The organism is Paenibacillus sp. 11B, from assembly GCF_030487755.1.
GTDB lineage: Bacteria > Bacillota > Bacilli > Paenibacillales > Paenibacillaceae > Paenibacillus > Paenibacillus vandeheii.
Genome location: NZ_JAUKNS010000001.1, coordinates 702,723 through 719,995, shown reverse-complemented (window position 1 = coordinate 719,995; position 17,273 = coordinate 702,723). Strand labels below are relative to the sequence as shown.

Below are 17,273 nucleotides of genomic sequence, written 5' to 3'. Positions count from 1 at the left end.
GCGGTCGGGTTGAAACCGAAGTCCCAGATTGTCAATCTGCCTGTATATAAACCGGGCAAACCGATTGAAGAAGTGAAACGTGAACTGGGTTTGGAGCAAGTGATCAAGCTGGCCTCCAACGAAAATCCACATGGAAGCTCTCCTGCTGCACTTGAAGCGATCACCAGAGAATTGGTCAATGTAAGCATATATCCGGATGGCAGTTCTACCGAACTGACTGAAGTGCTGGCAAATCATCTCGGTGTGGAGCCAAGTAATCTGATTTTTGGTTGTGGATCGGATGAGATCATTGCGCTGATCACTCGTGCATTTTTCCTCCCGGGAGATGAGAACATTATGGCTGACCAGACGTTCTCTGTATACAAAAGCAATGCTGATATCGAAGGTGCTGTGAGCATTGAAGTACCCCTTAAAGATGGAACTCATGACCTGACTTCCATGCTGGCACAAATCAATGACAAGACCAAAGCGGTTTGGGTTTGTAACCCCAATAATCCAACGGGTACAATCATCTCTGAGCAGGAATTGACTGCATTTATGGACCGTGTACCATCCCATGTTATGGTTGTGCTGGATGAAGCCTATTATGAGTTTGTAACGGATATGGCGTACCCACAAAGTGTCCCTATGATTGAGCGATATCCTAACCTGGTCATTTTGCGGACATTCTCCAAAATCTATGGCCTGGCTTCACTGCGTATTGGATACGGTATTGCACGCCCGGAAGTGATTGATCTGATCAACCGTGTGCGTGAACCGTTCAACACATCACGTTTCGGTCAGGCTGCGGCGAAGGCTGCGCTTGAGGATCAGGCTTTTGTCCAAGCGTGCGCGGAAAAAAATGCGATAGAGCGTGATTACCTGCAGAATGAATTCACGCGGTTAGAGCTGCCGTTTTTCCCTTCGCAGGGGAACTTCATCATGGTTGATCTGGACATGCCTTCTGCAACGGCGTTCCAGTCGCTGTTGAAACAAGGCATCATTGTTCGTCCTGGATTCCATGTATATCCAACATACATTCGTGTGTCCGTTGGAACAACAGAACAGAACCGTGCTTTTGTCACGGCACTGGAGAACACGCTGGCTGAGAAGGCGGTAGCACGCCCTTAAATCTGGCGATGAAAAGAGTGAGGACCCATGAAATTAAAAATTGCAATGATCGGTGTAGGGCTCATCGGCGGATCACTGGCGCTTTGCTTCAAAGACAAGCCTGGTGTTACGGTGATGGGCTACGCTCACCTGCCTGAACTGAAGGACAAGTACATAGCGAGTGGTGTAGTGGATGATGCTACGCTCTCTCTGGAGGAAGCGGTACAGGATGCCGACTTTATTTTTTTGTGCGTACCTGTTGGGCTGCTTGAATCCTATTTTGAACAATTGGTTAAGCTTCCTCTGAAACAAGGATGTATTATTACGGATGTGGGAAGCACCAAAGCGTCCATCGCAGCCTGTGCTGAGCATGTCCGCATGCGTGATGCATACTTTATCGGCGGTCATCCAATGGCCGGATCTGAGCGTGCAGGGGTGGATGCAGCCTCGGCTGTGTTATTCGAGAATGCATACTATGTCTTGACCCCTTCAGAACATGTACCTGAGGAAGCATACGACAGGTTATCTGACTTACTTGCGTATACTCGTGCCCAAATTGTCCGTGTAGAGCCGCTGCTTCATGATGACATTGTGGGAGCGATTAGTCATTTGCCACATGTTATTGCAGTTGCGCTGGTGAACCAGGTGCGTGAATATAATGAATTGAACCCTTTGTACAAAATGCTGGCTGCAGGCGGTTTCCGGGATATCACTCGGATTGCCTCCAGTGACGCCATTGTCTGGAGAGATATCCTGCTGAGCAACCGTGAGGTGCTGCTGGGATTGCTAAAGGACTGGAATAGCCAGATGACGGCTTTCACCGAAATGCTGGAGCAACAGAATGGTGAGGGCATTGAGGATGCATTCCGTCAGGCACGCGAGTTCCGTAGTGTGCTGCCAGAACGACGGAAAGGCATGATCTCGTCGTTGTTTGATCTTTATACGGATGTGCAGGATGCGCCGGGGATGATCGGCAAGATTGCCACCGAGCTTGGGGCGAATGATATTAACTTAAGCAACATGGAGATTATTGAGAACCGAGTCGATGTGCCGGGTATTATGCGTTTGTCGTTCAGGCAGGAAGAAGAAATGGAACGTGCCAAAACGTTGCTGGATTCCCTGGGGTATCAAGTGTGGGTTTAGGCTTTTGGAAGGGGGCGAAAGCCCTCTTTTTTTGTGTCTAAAACGAGTTGTTACCGTACATATCCTAAAAAAGGACAAAAAAAAGACCGCTTACATAAGCGGCCATTGCTCACGTGGAGCAATACAGTTATTGGATAGGAGTGGAGAGAAACCATACTGTACTTTTATTATATGTATACGTTTTCATTTTGTCAACACTTTGAGTAAAATTGTTTAAAGTAATTATAACATTCGTAAATTAAGGAAATATAATCCTTGCATAAAGGGGTATAAAACTTAGTGAATGCTTGGCGAAGTGAAGTTGATTGGTACATTTTTTAAAAAAATGTTATAACGAAATTCTTTTGAAATTTTAAATTTATTTCGTTTTCACCTAAACTTTTTTGGGTCTTCGTTCGTCCAATATAAGAGTGGCTTCACAAAAGGGATCAAATTGAAGTCATGGACGAGAAAATGGCTGCATAATAATGACTGGTCGGGCTTCAATGGATGCCATGGATTTGCCAGGATGATGCAGACCGTTGTACAATAAATAATGTTAATGTAGAAACGTTGGGGAAATTGCCATTACATAGGGGAATTTGGCGGGAAGGCCTGTTATGGCGCTGAACGCTGTTTTATGCGGTGAAAACCGCAACTTTTTTGTGCCTGTTCGGTAATACATGGATAGAGTCGAACGGGGAGAAGCACATGGATGGGCGAGGAGGGGTCGCACTCAAATGACGGATTCCCAGTTGATTCGAGAGATCAAGGAAGGTAACCTGGAGTTATATTCCGAGCTGATGAGTCGTTATCAGCGTAAAATACTGGCTTTCGTATATCATATGTTGAAAAGTTCTAATATGGAGCTGCTTGCGGAAGATCTCTGTTCTGAGACTTTCTATAAGGCGTTCCGCAGTCTGCACTCATTCCGAGAGGTGGATGCCTCGTTCTCAACCTGGTTATATACCATTGCGAGAAATACGGTACTGAGTGAGCTTCGCAAACAGCGTAGTGGGAGTGTTCCACTTGAAGAGAGCGGTATTGTACCTGTTGCTCCTTCTGAGAATGCGCCAGAGCATGCTGTATTGCGCAGTGAGCGGGTGATGCTGGTTAGGGATGCCATTAACAATTTACCGGAGAAGCAGCGTTCTGCCATTATACTCCGTGAGTATGATCAACTAGACTACCAGGAGATTGCAAATATTCTTGGGCAGAGCGTCAGTTCTGTGAAATCGTTATTGTTCAGAGCAAGGTCAAGCGTAAAAACTCAATTGGAACCTTATTTCTTCGAACCGGTCTACGAGCCATATGAAGGGATGAAGAACCGATGAATTGCAACGAAGCCCAGGAACTGTTTGCACTGGTCTGGGACTTGCCGGAAGCTCATCCTCAGCGGATTGCATTTCATGCTCATCTCGCTGGTTGTGAAGATTGCTCGCAGCAATTTGAGGTTTGGGAAGAAGCTCAAATTTTGCTGCACAGCATACCGGTCCCAGTGACAGAACAACAGGCAGAGAAAGTGAACCGTAATGTTATGGAACGGATCTATGCGGAGTCTCCATGGCTATTGCCGGAAGAGGCAAAGGTTAATCGTTTCTCTGCTGTGATCCGCAAGCATATGTCTTTGTGGATTGCTGCGTTCCTGGCAATTTTCTTATGCAGCTTTTTGTACATGGCGATGTTTAAGCCAGACGTAACAGAAGCTGAGCAGACCAGCGTGGTCTCTACGGGTATATTGGAGACAGGGGTAGCAGGCAGTGAGCCCTCTTCCTCCGGATTGTACAAGTACAACATGACGGGAGCAGACAGAGGGAGTATTATTGAGCCCTTCGTTGTGAGCATGGGCCCAGCGTATCCTCAATACTGGATGGGGTTGTCGTTGCTTGCAATAGGTATGGCTTTGTTCTCTCTTGGACGTATGCATCGTACAACGAACAAACGCAAACAAGGTGCACGTGCTTAGGTAAAGCTTTCGTTCACCGTATAGAGAAATGAGGGATGAGATGCGAATTGGGCTTATTCGTCACGGTCTAACAGACTGGAATGCAGCGGGACGTATTCAGGGACAAACAGACATACCTCTGAATACGGAAGGTCGTGAGCAAGCTGAGCGTCTGGGTAGACGTTTGCTTACCGAAGAGTACCGCTGGGACCACATCATTACAAGCGGGCTTTCCAGGGCTCAGGAGACGGGAGAGATTATCTCCGGGCTATTGAATGTTCCTCTGCTGGAGCCGGATGCACGCTTGAAGGAGCGGGCGTTTGGTCAAATTGAAGGTCTGACCTCCGAAGAGCGTGTTGCTCGCTGGGGCGCTTCCTGGGAAACTCTGGATTTAGGCCAGGAACAGATTGCTGATATTCAGACACGTGCTTTGGGCTTTCTGGAGGATTTGTGGGAGACGTATCAGGACAAAAATGTGCTGATTGTCTCTCATGGCGCCTTCCTTGCGAATCTGCTGTCAGCTTTGTTTAAAGACCGCTATACGGAACGAATTGGAAACCTGTCGCTTACGATTCTGGAAAAGGAACGTGAAGATTGGAGTCCATTGCTTTATAACTGTACACGACACCTTTCATTGGATCTGGCAAAACAACCTGAGTAATTAACTCAGGTTGTTTTTTTGCGTTATAGCAATGTGTAACTGTCATTCTATAGAGATTGAAATAAACATTACACGAGAACGGAGAGGACAGAAATAACCTGAGGAAGCGGAGCTAAAAGCTTTCTGAAAGAAAGCTGCTCGTAAGCATACGCTTCGCCTTTATCCCCGGAGTTTACCCTCTGAAAAAAGGGAATCCCAAAAATCTGGGAATAACAGCGATCAGAAGGTTGTTCTGTCATTGGAGTGGCAAGTGTACATATTCTTTAGTTCAATTTCTATATGATTTTGAACCTCTCATTCTTCTTCTGAGCAGGCAACTTCGGGCATAGTATGGTTAAAACATAAAAGATTTGCAAAAAAGAGGTTTAGATCATAGGAATTCCGTCAACGATGTTTACAAAACCAAACTACTCCAGGCCCCGAAGCATCAGCCGAAAAGTAGTCAAGGGCGAGGCGATGGACCCATGAATCTAGCGGATATGCTTACTTTTGCCGATATCGGCCAGCTTAATCGAATAGCAGACTATTACCAGTGCGAGTGTAAGCCCAATTCCAAACATGAACTCATCCAGAGTATTCTCACTACATTGGGCAGCAGACCTTTTTTTGAGCAGCAGGTTCGCGAATTAAATCAGGTAGATCTGCGATTTTTGAACAACTTGCTGTTTGACGCCCGCCAATACTTCGGTATGGAGGAACTTGTCGCCATTGCTCGTCAGTCGATGGATAAAAAAGATAGCGAGGCTGGAGCCAGCCCACGTGATCTTATCGTACGCTTCACGAAGAGTGGATGGTTGTTCAATGGTACAACCCAACAGACCAGATACCTGTATCAGGTGCCCAAGGATCTGCAAATGAGATTTAGGGATGTGTTAGCCACGCACCTGAAGGCAGGCATTGCACAAACGAGCGAGCCTCCCGTTTACAGGGATGAATACCATCTGCTTGCTGATGATCTCAAACTGTTCCTGCAATTCGTCCAGCAGCATGAAATAGCATTAAACGCAGAAGGTATGATGTACCGTCGTTCTCAGCAGCAGATTATGGAGCATTTGCATGTGAGTGAGGCGCTGGTGGGTAAAGCCGGATGGAGATTCGGTTATGGGCGTTCGTTCAAAGACTACCCCGACCGATTTGCGTTCATCTATGATTACGCCTTTCATCATCGTCTGGTCCGCGAGGAGCAGGGAATGCTGAAATTGTCAGCTTCCGGTGAAGACAAGCTGGGGGCGGAGAATACAGCCGAGATGATACAGCTATTTCGGTTTTGGTTAAGACTTTATAAAGGTGCTATTCCAAATCTGTCCTCCATTGTGTACTGGACAGGGGAATGTGCAGCCGGCTGGTCCACAGCAGAGTCTTTGTTCCGCCAGATTGGTCCTTACATTCAGCCGTTCTATTACGACACCGCAGAGACGATTTATGACAACAGGATCCTCAAAATGATGCTGCATCTAGGCATGCTTCGCATTGGGGAACATGCAGAGGGGCGAACAGTACAAATGACAGCTTGGGGTTCACGCCTCGCGTCATCCTGTCGTTCGCTGTCCGGGGATATTACACCCGTTATGTTTGACAAGTGAAGGACAAGTTGCTAAAATCACTCCCAAATTAAGGAGTGATACTTATGATAATTCCATACAAAGGTATGCAACCACGGTTACACCCTTCGGTATATATGGCTGAAGGAGCCAAACTTATTGGTGATCTGACACTGGGTGAAGAATCTACGATCTGGTTCAATACTGTACTGCGCGCTGATCTGGCACCTATCGTGATTGGACGACGATGTAATATACAGGATAATGCTGTTGGACATGTCAACATGAATCAGCCTTTGATTTTGGACGACGATGTGTCTGTAGGGCATTCTGCGATTATCCATGGATGTCGTATTGGAACAGGTTCGCTGATTGGTATGGGCGCTATCCTTCTCAATGGAGCCGAAATTGGTGAATATACGCTGATCGGGGCCGGTTCTGTTGTTACTGAAAATACCAAAATTCCGCCCTATACCCTTGCTTTGGGCACACCTGCCAAAGTGATACGTGAGTTGACTGATGCAGATCTTGAGCGGATGTCGAGAACTACACTAGGTTATGTTGCCAAAGGAAAGGAATATAGGAGCTCTTAAATCCGTTTTGGAGGTGCATCCTATTGGATAAAATGAAAGTTACGTATGAAGTCATGTTGGGGCTGGCTGCTGAGATGGTGTGGGACGACGCGCTTCGTAAACAGCGCAGCGAGAAGCTGTATATGGAAATCGATAAGGCATTAGCTACCGGAGACGAAGTAGCTTTCCGGAATCTGACGGATGAACTGAAGGCCATAAACTGATGAGCAAATCCAAATAAAATTAAACACAAAAAAGAAATGCGTGAAAAACGCATTTCTTTTTTGTGTTCACTATAATTTATACACGGGTAAAGGATGAATCTCTGGATTTATAATATAAGCTCATATATAATATGGGAATAAAATGGATAGAGAGGGGAATTAGGGAATTGAAATTCAGTGAGATGACTCAAGACAGCTGGGCGGAACTGCAACTCTATCTGGATACATGCCTTATTCCATACACAGCCCTGACGGGAAAGCAGTCTCCGGTTGAAGCAACCGAGGCGTTGGAGCGCCTTAGAGATTTTTTGGATCTGGTGGAGATTCCTTTTAAAGGACGTATTATGACTTACCCTGCATTCCATTATGCTTGTCCGGATATGTCAATGGCATTAAATACCTTATCCGAACAACTCAAATCTTCAGGTTTCAAATATGTGGTTATAATGTCATCTGATGGTGTGTTGGAACAGAGCCAAATAACTTCAGCAGATCTGGTATTAAGCCATTCCATTTTATCCCAAGAGGTAGGAGAAGAGGGGATTGCGCGTTTTGTTGGGGAGAAAATCCGTGAGTTATGGAAAAGATGACCTTCATGTGACAAATGTGACAATTTACCAACATTTTTTTAATAACGCTTACAAATGAACCTTAAAAATGTGTGACAAATTCTTGACGGTGTTCTAGGGCTACTATATGATTATGTATGTTCTAGTAAGTCGTGGAATTTCTGATAATGAAAACGATTGAGAGAGTTGGCTGAAAAAGGGGGTTGGAGACAGTATGAGCAGTGAGCATGACCAGCACGAAGCTTCGATGAAATTGCCAAGCCGCATGGAAATGTCACGCAGGCAGTTTTTGACGTACACGCTTGGTGGAGCTACAGCCTACATGGCCGCCGGTGCAATACTCCCCATGGTCCGTTTTGCGGTGGACCCGATTTTGCAGCACAAGGGAGAAGGCACCTCTGTCAAAGTAGCGGAAATCAGCAAAATTACGAATGAACCTCAAGAATTTACGTTTGAACTGAAACAGCAAGATGGTTGGTATTTGAGCAATGCTTCGTTAATCGCCTGGATCAGGAAAGATGAACAGGGCAAAATCTATGCGCTTTCACCCATTTGTAAACATTTGGGCTGCACCGTAGGTTGGAATAGTGATAAGCAATTTCCCGACGAATATCATTGTCCATGTCATGGTGCGCATTATACCAAAGAAGGCAAGAATCTTGCCGTAGCCCCGAAGCCGCTGGATGAGTATGTGGTTAAGGAGGATCAGGGTTGGGTTTATCTGGGCGACATTATTCCGAACACCCGAGTCAAATAGGAGGCGTGAACGCAGATGTTTAAAAATGTCTATGACTGGATTGACGAGCGTCTCGATATCACGCCAATCTGGAGGGACGTTGCGGATCATGAAGTTCCAGAGCACGTAAACCCGGCTCATCACTTTTCCGCATTCGTGTACTGCTTTGGTGGATTGACGTTCTTTATCACTGTTATTCAGATTTTGTCAGGGATGTTCCTGACCATGTATTATGTGCCTGATATTATTAATGCTTACGCCAGTGTCGAGTATTTGCAGACCAAAGTAGCCTTTGGCCAAATTGTACGCGGAATGCACCATTGGGGAGCCAGTCTGGTTATCGTTATGATGTTCTTACATACGATGCGTGTGTTCTTTACCGGCTCTTACAAAGCACCGCGCGAGATGAACTGGGTTGTCGGCATGCTGATCTTTTTTGTCATGCTGGGTCTCGGGCTTACAGGGTACCTGTTGCCATGGGATAACAAAGCCTACTTTGCAACCAAAGTTACCCTGGAGATTGCGAATACGGTTCCTTGGCTGGGGCCGATCATTAAGGAATTCTTGCAAGGCGGAACCATTGTAGGTGCACAGACGTTAACACGGTTCTTTGCCCTGCACGTCTTCTTCCTTCCGGCTGTGCTTCTGGTGCTTCTGGTCGGTCACTTTATTATGATCCGCAGACAGGGCATTTCGGGACCACTATAATCTGAGAAGGGAGGAATCGACATGGCTCACGGACAAAAGTCAGATGACCAGGAAAAGATTATCTTCGTCGGGGACTCACGCGTCCGTAAAGGAGCGGGGTTTATAACTCCACCGGATTACACGGCGTATCCCGGCAAATCAGAGGCTTTTATTCCTAACTTCTTGCTGAAAGAATGGATGGTTGGTGTCGTTGTACTGGTTGGTATTTTGGTACTAACGATTTCGGAGCCTGCACCACTGGGCTATCCGGCCAATCCAAGTGCATCGGTTATCCCGATGCCGGACTGGTATTTCCTGTTTCTGTATCAGTATTTGAAATACCCATATGCCTCAGGGGATTATGTCCTGTTGGGGGTACTTGGAGTCAGTGGAGTCGCTTTCGGCGCTCTGCTGCTCGCCCCGTTTCTGGATACAGGCAAGGAGAGACGGTTCTACAAACGTCCGATTGCATCATCGCTGATGATTTTGTCGGTGATGGCCGTATTCTACCTGACCAATGTTGCGTGGACACACTACGAGCATGAGTTGGAAGCAAGCGGTAAGAAGCCGGAACATATTCAGCGTGAGGAAGAAGCGCTGGAGAAACATCTGCAGGGTCTACCTACCTCCAATGCGCCAGGTCAGAAAGAAGAAGTGGCGATCGTCGAGAAGGATGACCCTGCGATGGATACCTTCAAAAAGGCCGGGTGTATCGGGTGTCATGCCGCTGATATGAAGGGGGCAGGTGGACCTTCTCTACGTGGTGTGGGGGACAAACACAGCCAGGAAGAAATCCTGACGATTATCAAAGAAGGATACAACAGCATGCCGGCTCAGTACGACAAAGCCATTGCCCAAGGGTTGACGGATGATGATATCAATCACCTGGCGGAATGGCTTGCGAAACAGAAGGCAGAACAGTAAAATCGAAATAAGCAGTGAAACCTGATCGTTTATGCGGTCAGGTTTTTTTGAGGAGTTTTTCGCAACACCTTTCTTTGGAACGCAGAACACATAGGATGGAAGGGGCAGAGAATGTGGCTTTATCGTACTTTTGGAGTCGGGAATTTCTAACAAATCGTTATTTCCTGTGGCTCTTGTTTTGGTGTAACGCATTAGGAACTGTATACGGATACATATGGTACGGGGATCAAATGGAGTATACGCTGGCACAGCAACCACTGTGGCAGATTGTGTTTGTGCCGGACAGTCCCACAGCGAGTTTGTTCTTCACGTTATCTTTATTGTGGGTATTGTACAAGCCAAAATCGATGGTCCTGAATCGAATTGGACATGTCATCCAGGCACTTGCTGTGGTCACTTCGGTAAAGTACGGTGTATGGGCGGTATCTATCATTTTTGCAGGCTGGATGCAAGGGGGGGCACAACATTGGCAGGATTGGATGTTGATTGCATCTCATAGTGTTATGGCTATTGAAGCGCTCTTGTATGTTAGATTCTTTGGGTTCCGTTGGGGGGCTTTGGTGATTGCTGCCTTGTGGACGCTGCTAAACGATACGATGGATTATACCTATGACATTTTCCCTTGGCTGCCTGCATCGCTCATGGACCATCTGGATGGTGTACGCAATTTCACCGTCGGATTGACACTAGTGAGCATTCTATGTGCGTGGCTTGCACTGAGACAGGCCAAACGGGCCTGAATTCATAACGCAAGCTTGTTCTAAGGAACTCTCCCCTGCCATACATTGATGGTGGGAGGGATGTCCGTGAAGAGAACGTTCAGGATCAAAACTGGATTGATGGTGGTGTCGTTCATGACTCTACTGTTCTGGACGAACTTGTCATACAGTGTATCGGCGGAGAGTAAAGGTGCGAACGGAAATACAGATCAGCAAGTATCAGCCAAAAATTCAATAAAACAATTAAATGAAGAAGCGGCCCTGCTGTATCGACATGCCTTGGATAATGATATTGAAGAGGTTAGAGGCAGTATTTTGCGAATCAGTAAAGGTCTGGAGCATATATCCTTTGAGGGCCAGACGACAGTAGAAGGCATTCATGCCCTATCCGAGACCATTGTTGAAGTGAAAGAAGCTGCCGTTAGGGTGAAAAGTGATGATAATTCTCTCCAGCAGGCCTCTGCCAAACTTCGACTTGCGGCGGACAGTCTTGCCAACCCAGCTAAACCCTTATGGCTCCAGTATTATAAAATCGTAAAAAATGATATTGATGCGCTATCAACTGCAGCAGATCAGCAGTTAAGCACCGCGATCATAGCAAGCCGCTACGCCTTGCTGGAGGAGCACTACGAGACGATCCGGCCTGCGGCAATGATTCGCCGAGAACCTTACGAGATCGCCCAGTTGGACGCCTGGTTGTCTCATACAAAGGGGCTGACTGCGGCCAAGCAGACTGACATCGCACAATTGAAGAGTATGGTAGCCCATGGTGAAGAGTTGGTAAACCAGCTGTTTGGTCGTGAAAAGGATGAGAGCGCCTTTGTGCCGTTTGTTCAGGGGCCAGACCGGAGGGTAGCCGGATTGCTCATTAGTTCCGTAATTATTGCCGTGCTAAGTTATGCGGGGTATCGTAAGTATCGAGCGCAGCAGCAAGGGATTTTTCCTTTCCGGCGGTAGCTCCTTTTCTACCATCACGATATGAAAAAAGACCTCTATCTACAAGAAGGGCCATCTCATGGCTTTTGTCTTGGGGAGAGAGGTTTTCTTATTGTAGAGATACAAGGTCAGCTTTCCTTAAACCCTTCTCCATGCACATCATGGACATCGCTAATAATAACAAAAGCTCTGGGGTCGACGGAACGCACAATCGTTTGCAAACGTCTGAATTCCTGCCTGGAAATGACACAGTATGCAACATGCTTAGCCTGTTTTGAATATGCGCCAATGGCGGGAATTAGCGTGACGCCGCGATCCATATCACGGGTAATCAAATCCGCAATCTCGGGTGCGTGATCACTGATGATCATAAATGCGCGGGCCGAATACGCTCCTTCCTGAATAAAGTCGATTACTTTAGAGGCAATAAATACAGCTACAAGGGTATACAGTATTTTTTCTTTGGGAATGTAGACGAGGGAGATGCCAATAATGATGAAATCGATACCTAGCAGTACACGCCCCATACTCCAGCCATACTTTCGATTAAGAATGCGGGCAATGATGTCAGAGCCACCTGTCGTTCCGCCCCAGCGGAATACGATGCCAAGGCCTGCACCGAGTGTAACACCGGCGTAAAGCGCCGCAAGTAAAAGGTCGTTCTCTGTATGTAGCGGTTCGATCCAGCCGAAATGAATCATTTTTTCAAATAACCAGAGGAACAACGTAAGCGCTCCAATACCCACGCCTGTATAAATCATCTGTCTGCCGCCCAAAATCTTAAGTCCCACCAGAAAGAGCGGAATGTTGACAACCAAGGTTGTAAGTGAAGGAGAGATGTTGAACGCGTACTTCAGCAGGACCGTAATCCCGGTTACGCCGCCTTCCATGAGCTGGTTGGGGATGATGAAGTACAGAAGTCCAAAGGCATATAATGCCGTACCCAATAGGATGGGGAGAATCAATTTGAATTGAACCCAGGTTTTGGAAGTGCTCATAAGTTCCCTCTCCATTTTACAAATTAGAATGAGAAAGCAATCATTCCCATCTTAGTATACCTGTTTATCGATTCTTTAAAAATGATTTGTCGTTTCTGATGGTGGAAGTGAATCTAAATAACTGATATATTAGGAACAAATACGACACAATTTCAAAAGGAGAATCCGTTCTCATGGAGAAAAGCATTGCAGAAATGCAGCGTGAGGTTGATCTGTATATTTCCCAGTTCAAAGAAGGATACTTCAGCCCGCTGGCCATGCTTGCCCGTATGTCTGAAGAGGTGGGAGAGCTTGCAAGGGAAGTGAACCACGAGTTCGGTGAAAAACCGAAAAAACCTTCCGAAGCAGACAATTCCATTGAGCTTGAGCTCGGTGACATTTTATTTATCACGATTTGTTTTGCGAATTCTCTCGGGATCGACCTGGCAGAGGCGCACGACAAAGTCATGCATAAATTTAACACACGCGATGCAAATCGGTGGACGCCAAAAAACACCGATAAGGCGTAGATTACATATGCTGTACCATCACCTCAATGGGGAGGGACAGCTTGGATGATGAAACCGGAAGAGTACATGCAGCATGCATACCGCTGTATTTTGCAAAATGATTTTGAGCAGGCGATTCGTTGGTTTGAATCTGCCATTGATGCTCACCCTGAACATGCAGAGCTCTATTATCGTTGTTCCATTACACATGCCCGCAGTCAGCACCTGGGTCCAGCGCTCGAATATGCGCGCAAGGCTGTTGAACTGTCTCAGGGGCTTGAGGAGTACGTTTTACATCTGCAGACCCTGGAAGCCAAACAGTTAAGCACTCAGGCCAAGGCATTGCTTGAACAAGCCGGGAACGAAACGCATGAACGATATGTGAAGGCGGCGGATCTGCTGAAACAGGCGGTTAAACTTGACCCGTTATATGTGGAAGCGCATATCATGCTTGCTCTTGCTTACTGTGATCTAAATGAGTTCGACCTTGCAACCCGGTCCGTTCGTAACGCATTGTTGCTAGACCCGCAGAATGAGCAACTGCATCTATTATTACAGGAAATTAAGCAGCGAATGAAATCCATTCAATAAGAACCCATTTCAGATGGAGATCGTTTGAAATGGATTCAACCAAACGAACTAACATAGTGAGGAGATGCAGCCAAGATGAGTGAAGTAATAAGAGTGGCCGTAATCGGAGCGGCTGGCCGGATGGGCCGTGAAGTAGTGAAACTGGTGCTTCAAGATCCTGATCTGGAGCTCGCAGCAGCGGTCAACCGCTCCGGAGCAGGCACGGATGCCGGAACGCTTGTTGGTCTGCCTGAATGTGGGGTACTTTTGACCGATGATATCGAGATGGCTTTTGCAGAGACTAAACCACAGGTTATGGTAGATTTCACAGTCCCTCAATACGCCTTCGCCCATACAGAGATTGCCATTCGTCATGGAGTCAGACCTGTTATGGGGGTTACCGGTTTTACGCCGGAGCAGATTGAACAGCTGGACAAGCAGTGTCAGGACAAAGGCATCGGAGGGTTAATTGCCCCGAACTTCTCGATCGGTGCTATTCTGATGATGAGGTTTGCTGCGCAGGCTGCCAAACATATGCCGAATGTGGAAATTATTGAATATCACGGCGATCAGAAGCTGGATGCTCCTTCAGGTACAGCAATTAAAACAGCCGAGTTAATTGCAGCAAACCGCGAGGAACTTCGTCAGGGCAATTCGAACGAAGAAGAGACGATCGAAGGAGCACGAGGCGGATATTATAATGGATTCCGAATTCATAGTGTACGGTTGCCGGGGGTATTTGCACAGCAGGAAGTCGTATTTGGAGACTTTGGCCAATCCCTCAAAATTCGCCATGATTCCTATGAACGTGCAGGTTATATGCCTGGTGTTAAAATTGGTGTACAGAAGGTTATGGAATATACAGGACTTATCTACGGATTTGATCACTTTATCGACTAAAAGAGGTAGTTCAAAAAGTCAACTTTTGATCACGAGGTCACTCGAGAAGCGGATACAACATCGAATCTTGAATTCAGCCGGGCCTTCCGTTGCTCACGTAGGTTCGCCTACGCTCCGCTACTCAGTCCCTAGCTTCATCCAACCTTCTTGGTGCTGAAAACCTGACTTTTTGAACACACACTAAAAGGAGATTGTCATGTTGAAAATTGCATTTATTGCCCATGATCGCAAAAAAGAAGAAATGGTTAACTTCGTGACAGCCTACGAAAATGTTTTTACAGACCATCAACTATACTCGACTGGTACAACAGGTCTTCGTATTATGGAAGGAACCTCATTAAAGATCCATCGGTTTGAATCCGGTCCACTGGGCGGGGATCAACAGATCGGAGCCTTGGTTGCGCAAAATGAGATGGATCTGATTATTTTTCTGCGTGATCCATTGATGGCACAGCCGCATGAACCAGATATTAACGCTTTGCTGCGTCTGTGCGATGTACAGGGGATTCCGCTTGCCACGAATATTGCAACTGCAGAGATTCTTGTTAAAGCACTGGATCGCGGTGATTTTGGCTGGAGAGAGCTTGTACATAAATACAAGCCTGAGGGTGGATTGAATTCGGGTGATGCTCAATGAGTTTGGACATTCTCATATTCGGTGCACACGCGGATGATGCAGAGATTGGGATGGCAGGAACGATTGCCAAACATACTGCAGCGGGACTGAAAGTAGGCGTGTGTGATCTGACCCGGGCAGAGATGTCTTCCAACGGGACAGTAGAGCGCAGAGCCGAGGAAGCGGAGCAAGCCTCCCGCGTCCTCGGTCTTTCGTGTCGAAGCAATCTCGGTTTGCCTGATCGCGGGCTGTATATTACTCCTGAACACATAGAGGCTGTGACGGCCGAGATACGCCGTCATGCGCCTCGTATCGTGTTTGCGCCATATTGGGAGGATCGCCATCCGGATCATGTAATGTGCAGCAAATTGGTGCAGGAGGCTGTATTCAATGCCAAGCTTAGAAACTATAAGCCAGACATGCCCGCAGTGCAGGTGAAAGAATTGTATTTTTACTTCATCAACGATATCGGACCAACGGATTTGATTGTGGATATTACGGAACACTATGAGCAAAAGGAAAATTCATTGCGTAGTTATCGTTCCCAGTTCGAATTGGGAGAAGGCGCAGTTGCCACTCCATTGACTCAAGGGTATATTGAACGTGTGAGAGCTAGGGATTCTTTGCTTGGACAGCGGAGCCTTATTCCTTATGCAGAAGGATTCGCTAGCATTACACCTTATGTAGTTCATCAATTTGGCCAAGCAGCCAAGTCATAAAATGATCGAACTTGCTCGTATAAATTAGTTATCAATTGCATTTCCGTTGCATTACATCAACCTGCACAAGCGGGAGATTAAAGGAGCGTCCACCGGATGGATCAAAAGCTAAAAATCGGTATTACCTGTTATCCGTCCCTCGGAGGGTCTGGCGTTGTCGCAACGGAGCTGGGCAAATTGCTTGCCGAACAGGGTCACCAGGTTCATTTTATTGCTAATAGTATCCCGTTCAGACTGGGTACATTCCAGAAAAATATTTTTTATCATGAAGTTGAGGTCAATGATTATTACGTCTTCCGTTATCCGCCATATGATCTCTCATTGGCCACGAAGATGGCGCAAGTAGCCAAAGCACAGAAGTTGGATCTGCTACATGTCCATTATGCGGTGCCACATGCGGTATGTGCCTTTTTGGCAAAGCAAATGGTTGGTGAGGATTTAAAGGTGGTAACAACGTTACACGGAACAGACATTACCGTACTGGCACAGGATGAGTCGTTGAAGGATTTGATTCGACTTGCCATTAACGAGAGCGATGCTGTTACGGCAGTATCACAGGATTTGATTCGTGAAACAATCGATTTGCTGGATATTAGACGTCCCATCGACCTGACCTATAACTTTATTGATAAAAGAATCTATTATCCACGTGATGCAGCGAGTCTGCGTAGAGACTTCGCAGCTCCTCACGAAAAAATACTGATGCATATCTCCAACTTCCGCCCTGTGAAGAGAACACAGGATGTGGTGGAGGTGTTCCGTCAGGTACAGGAACAGGTACCTTCCAAACTGTTATTTGTTGGAGAAGGGCCAGATTTGCCGAAGATTCAATGGAAGATTAATGAGCTTGGACTGAATGACAAGGTTCATTTTCTGGGTAAGCAGGATGATATTGCGCAAGTCATTTCAATGGCTGATGTGTTGATGCTGCCGTCGGAGAAAGAGAGCTTCGGACTTGTGGCACTTGAAGCCATGGCTTGTGGTGTCCCTACCATTGGGTCACAGGCAGGGGGTATCCCTGAACTGGTATTGCACGGCAAGACCGGATTTTTGTCTCCAATCGGCGACACACAATCAATGGCAGAGAACACAATTCGTTTGTTGACGGACGACCGTTTAATAGCGGATTTCAGAGAAGCGTGCTTGAAACGGGCACACCATGATTTCTGCAATGATGCCATTCGGCATGAATATGAACAAATATACTACCGCGTGCTGGGACGTGAAGTTCCGAATCTGAAGCCGATTTGTGGCTGA

Annotated in this window: 21 protein-coding genes; 20 read left to right on the top strand and 1 reads right to left on the bottom strand. The window is 46.7% G+C overall.

Going from position 1 to position 17,273, the window contains the following annotated elements:
• Positions 1-9: 9 nt before the first annotated feature.
• From hisC to Q0V21_RS03065, 14 genes are all read left to right on the top strand, one after another.
• Complete coding sequence (hisC, locus tag Q0V21_RS03130; protein ID WP_301877568.1) at positions 10-1,110, top strand: histidinol-phosphate transaminase; 1,101 nt, start codon at positions 10-12, stop codon at positions 1,108-1,110.
• Positions 1,111-1,137: 27 nt separating this feature from the next.
• The gene (locus Q0V21_RS03125; protein WP_301877567.1) at positions 1,138-2,232 is read left to right on the top strand and encodes a prephenate dehydrogenase; all 1,095 of its coding nucleotides are present in this window, start codon (positions 1,138-1,140) and stop codon (positions 2,230-2,232) included.
• A 719-nt stretch (positions 2,233-2,951) separates the two neighbouring features.
• Positions 2,952-3,545: an RNA polymerase sigma factor gene (locus Q0V21_RS03120; protein ID WP_053780698.1), complete on the top strand. Its 594-nt coding sequence runs from the start codon at positions 2,952-2,954 to the stop codon at positions 3,543-3,545.
• Positions 3,542-4,177, top strand: coding sequence for an anti-sigma factor family protein (locus Q0V21_RS03115; RefSeq protein WP_079349405.1), 636 nt, complete (start codon positions 3,542-3,544; stop codon positions 4,175-4,177). Before Q0V21_RS03120 ends, Q0V21_RS03115 begins: the two co-directional genes overlap by 4 nt.
• A 40-nt stretch (positions 4,178-4,217) precedes the next feature.
• Positions 4,218-4,817 carry a histidine phosphatase family protein gene (locus Q0V21_RS03110; protein ID WP_301877564.1) on the top strand — a complete coding sequence of 200 codons (600 nt, stop codon included), beginning with the start codon at positions 4,218-4,220 and terminating at the stop codon, positions 4,815-4,817.
• 464 nt (positions 4,818-5,281) lie between these two features.
• A complete protein-coding gene (locus Q0V21_RS03105; RefSeq protein ID WP_301877561.1) occupies positions 5,282-6,400 on the top strand; it encodes a hypothetical protein in 1,119 nt (372 codons plus the stop codon).
• A 44-nt stretch (positions 6,401-6,444) separates the two neighbouring features.
• Positions 6,445-6,951: a gamma carbonic anhydrase family protein gene (locus Q0V21_RS03100; RefSeq protein WP_301877559.1), complete on the top strand. Its 507-nt coding sequence runs from the start codon at positions 6,445-6,447 to the stop codon at positions 6,949-6,951.
• Between the two features lie 23 nt (positions 6,952-6,974).
• Positions 6,975-7,154: an IDEAL domain-containing protein gene (locus Q0V21_RS03095; RefSeq protein ID WP_024630643.1), complete on the top strand. Its 180-nt coding sequence runs from the start codon at positions 6,975-6,977 to the stop codon at positions 7,152-7,154.
• 167 nt (positions 7,155-7,321) lie between these two features.
• Complete coding sequence (locus Q0V21_RS03090) at positions 7,322-7,744, top strand: DUF2487 family protein (protein WP_301877556.1); 423 nt, start codon at positions 7,322-7,324, stop codon at positions 7,742-7,744.
• 193 nt (positions 7,745-7,937) lie between these two features.
• Positions 7,938-8,480: a QcrA and Rieske domain-containing protein gene (locus tag Q0V21_RS03085; RefSeq protein ID WP_079349401.1), complete on the top strand. Its 543-nt coding sequence runs from the start codon at positions 7,938-7,940 to the stop codon at positions 8,478-8,480.
• A 15-nt stretch (positions 8,481-8,495) separates the two neighbouring features.
• A complete protein-coding gene (gene qcrB / locus Q0V21_RS03080; RefSeq protein WP_017687726.1) occupies positions 8,496-9,167 on the top strand; it encodes a menaquinol-cytochrome c reductase cytochrome b subunit in 672 nt (223 codons plus the stop codon).
• A gap of 21 nt (positions 9,168-9,188) precedes the next feature.
• A complete protein-coding gene (locus tag Q0V21_RS03075; RefSeq protein ID WP_301877540.1) occupies positions 9,189-10,070 on the top strand; it encodes a menaquinol-cytochrome c reductase cytochrome b/c subunit in 882 nt (293 codons plus the stop codon).
• Between the two features lie 113 nt (positions 10,071-10,183).
• Positions 10,184-10,810 carry a DUF1405 domain-containing protein gene (locus Q0V21_RS03070; protein WP_301877539.1) on the top strand — a complete coding sequence of 209 codons (627 nt, stop codon included), beginning with the start codon at positions 10,184-10,186 and terminating at the stop codon, positions 10,808-10,810.
• Between the two features lie 66 nt (positions 10,811-10,876).
• Complete coding sequence (locus Q0V21_RS03065; protein ID WP_301877538.1) at positions 10,877-11,746, top strand: sporulation protein YpjB; 870 nt, start codon at positions 10,877-10,879, stop codon at positions 11,744-11,746.
• Between the two features lie 107 nt (positions 11,747-11,853).
• On the opposite strand, the gene Q0V21_RS03060 is transcribed toward Q0V21_RS03065, so the two are convergent.
• Positions 11,854-12,723 carry a YitT family protein gene (locus Q0V21_RS03060; RefSeq protein WP_301877537.1) on the bottom strand — a complete coding sequence of 290 codons (870 nt, stop codon included), beginning with the start codon at positions 12,721-12,723 and terminating at the stop codon, positions 11,854-11,856.
• A gap of 173 nt (positions 12,724-12,896) precedes the next feature.
• Between Q0V21_RS03060 and Q0V21_RS03055 the strand changes: the two genes are divergently transcribed.
• From Q0V21_RS03055 to bshA, 6 genes are all read left to right on the top strand, one after another.
• Positions 12,897-13,232 (top strand): nucleotide pyrophosphohydrolase, encoded by a 336-nt coding sequence (locus Q0V21_RS03055; protein ID WP_079349396.1) that lies wholly within the window; start codon positions 12,897-12,899, stop codon positions 13,230-13,232.
• Positions 13,233-13,277: 45 nt separating this feature from the next.
• Positions 13,278-13,802 (top strand): tetratricopeptide repeat protein, encoded by a 525-nt coding sequence (locus tag Q0V21_RS03050; protein ID WP_301877535.1) that lies wholly within the window; start codon positions 13,278-13,280, stop codon positions 13,800-13,802.
• A 75-nt stretch (positions 13,803-13,877) separates the two neighbouring features.
• The gene (dapB, locus tag Q0V21_RS03045; protein ID WP_301877533.1) at positions 13,878-14,681 is read left to right on the top strand and encodes a 4-hydroxy-tetrahydrodipicolinate reductase; all 804 of its coding nucleotides are present in this window, start codon (positions 13,878-13,880) and stop codon (positions 14,679-14,681) included.
• A gap of 196 nt (positions 14,682-14,877) precedes the next feature.
• On the top strand, positions 14,878-15,318 hold the full coding sequence (mgsA, locus tag Q0V21_RS03040; protein WP_109998459.1) for a methylglyoxal synthase: 441 nt from the start codon (positions 14,878-14,880) through the stop codon (positions 15,316-15,318).
• On the top strand, positions 15,315-16,016 hold the full coding sequence (gene bshB1, locus Q0V21_RS03035; protein ID WP_285080465.1) for a bacillithiol biosynthesis deacetylase BshB1: 702 nt from the start codon (positions 15,315-15,317) through the stop codon (positions 16,014-16,016). Before mgsA ends, bshB1 begins: the two co-directional genes overlap by 4 nt.
• Positions 16,017-16,112: 96 nt before the next feature.
• Positions 16,113-17,273: an N-acetyl-alpha-D-glucosaminyl L-malate synthase BshA gene (bshA, locus tag Q0V21_RS03030; protein WP_024630631.1), complete on the top strand. Its 1,161-nt coding sequence runs from the start codon at positions 16,113-16,115 to the stop codon at positions 17,271-17,273.

Bases quoted from the DNA above. Each gene is read 5' to 3' on its own strand.
- Q0V21_RS03125 (WP_301877567.1), top strand. From the start codon at position 1,138: ATGAAATTAAAAATTGCAATGATCGGTGTAGGGCTCATCGGCGGATCA.
- Q0V21_RS03120 (WP_053780698.1), top strand. From the start codon at position 2,952: ATGACGGATTCCCAGTTGATTCGAGAGATCAAGGAAGGTAACCTGGAG.
- Q0V21_RS03115 (WP_079349405.1), top strand. From the start codon at position 3,542: ATGAATTGCAACGAAGCCCAGGAACTGTTTGCACTGGTCTGGGACTTG.
- Q0V21_RS03110 (WP_301877564.1), top strand. From the start codon at position 4,218: ATGCGAATTGGGCTTATTCGTCACGGTCTAACAGACTGGAATGCAGCG.
- Q0V21_RS03105 (WP_301877561.1), top strand. From the start codon at position 5,282: ATGAATCTAGCGGATATGCTTACTTTTGCCGATATCGGCCAGCTTAAT.
- Q0V21_RS03100 (WP_301877559.1), top strand. From the start codon at position 6,445: ATGATAATTCCATACAAAGGTATGCAACCACGGTTACACCCTTCGGTA.
- Q0V21_RS03085 (WP_079349401.1), top strand. From the start codon at position 7,938: ATGAGCAGTGAGCATGACCAGCACGAAGCTTCGATGAAATTGCCAAGC.
- qcrB (WP_017687726.1), top strand. From the start codon at position 8,496: ATGTTTAAAAATGTCTATGACTGGATTGACGAGCGTCTCGATATCACG.
- Q0V21_RS03075 (WP_301877540.1), top strand. From the start codon at position 9,189: ATGGCTCACGGACAAAAGTCAGATGACCAGGAAAAGATTATCTTCGTC.
- Q0V21_RS03060 (WP_301877537.1), bottom strand. From the start codon at position 12,723: ATGAGCACTTCCAAAACCTGGGTTCAATTCAAATTGATTCTCCCCATC.
- Q0V21_RS03055 (WP_079349396.1), top strand. From the start codon at position 12,897: ATGGAGAAAAGCATTGCAGAAATGCAGCGTGAGGTTGATCTGTATATT.
- Q0V21_RS03050 (WP_301877535.1), top strand. From the start codon at position 13,278: ATGATGAAACCGGAAGAGTACATGCAGCATGCATACCGCTGTATTTTG.
- dapB (WP_301877533.1), top strand. From the start codon at position 13,878: ATGAGTGAAGTAATAAGAGTGGCCGTAATCGGAGCGGCTGGCCGGATG.
- mgsA (WP_109998459.1), top strand. From the start codon at position 14,878: ATGTTGAAAATTGCATTTATTGCCCATGATCGCAAAAAAGAAGAAATG.
- bshB1 (WP_285080465.1), top strand. From the start codon at position 15,315: ATGAGTTTGGACATTCTCATATTCGGTGCACACGCGGATGATGCAGAG.
- bshA (WP_024630631.1), top strand. From the start codon at position 16,113: ATGGATCAAAAGCTAAAAATCGGTATTACCTGTTATCCGTCCCTCGGA.